Here is a 511-nt window from a genome sequence, read left to right on the forward strand (position 1 = left end):
CATCGGTGGTGCTCGACGCGCCCTGGTCGGCGGCGCCGCCGGACGCATCGTCGGCCGGCACCAGCACCGGAACGAAATGACGCTCGAAGAAAGAGCGCGCCTGCGACCGATTCGCCGGCGAAACGGAACGCGCTTCGGCATAGGTCCCGGCAAAGGCGTTGAAATCGATGCCGAGCGAGCCGGTGCGGTAAGGCTTGGTCAGCACATGGAAAGCGGAACGTCTGAACGCGGCGAAGGCGGCGAGGTGATCGTCCTCGTCCCAACCGGGCAAGTCGCCGAAGGATTTTTCGCTGAACGTGGGAAAGAGCGGCACGACCGGGCCCCGCCGCTCTGTCTCAGTCTTCTTCTTCCGTGGCGACGAGCTTCCAGTTCGGGTCGCGCGAGCGGGTGTCGCGGAAGAAGGTCCAGACGTCCTTGACCTCGGCGACTTTCTCGGGATCGCCGTCGATGACGGCGCCGACCTTGTCCCGGGTCGCTGAAATCAGCTCGCTGACGATGCGCAGCGTGATAT

The 511-nt window shown here is 65.0% G+C and carries 1 protein-coding gene and 1 pseudogene; both read right to left on the reverse strand.

Features of this window, described 5'->3' with window-relative positions; genetic code table 11:
* Window positions 1–313, reverse strand: a pseudogene (locus EOA29_RS39610) (hypothetical protein); the annotation flags it as partial.
* Window positions 314–335: 22 nt separating this feature from the next.
* Window positions 336–511: TIM44-like domain-containing protein (locus EOA29_RS39615; RefSeq protein WP_189479192.1), on the reverse strand; the 176-nt coding region annotated here is incomplete at its 5' end.

This window comes from Mesorhizobium sp. M1E.F.Ca.ET.063.01.1.1 (assembly GCF_003998155.1).
In the GTDB taxonomy this organism is placed as follows: Bacteria; Pseudomonadota; Alphaproteobacteria; order Rhizobiales; family Rhizobiaceae; genus Mesorhizobium.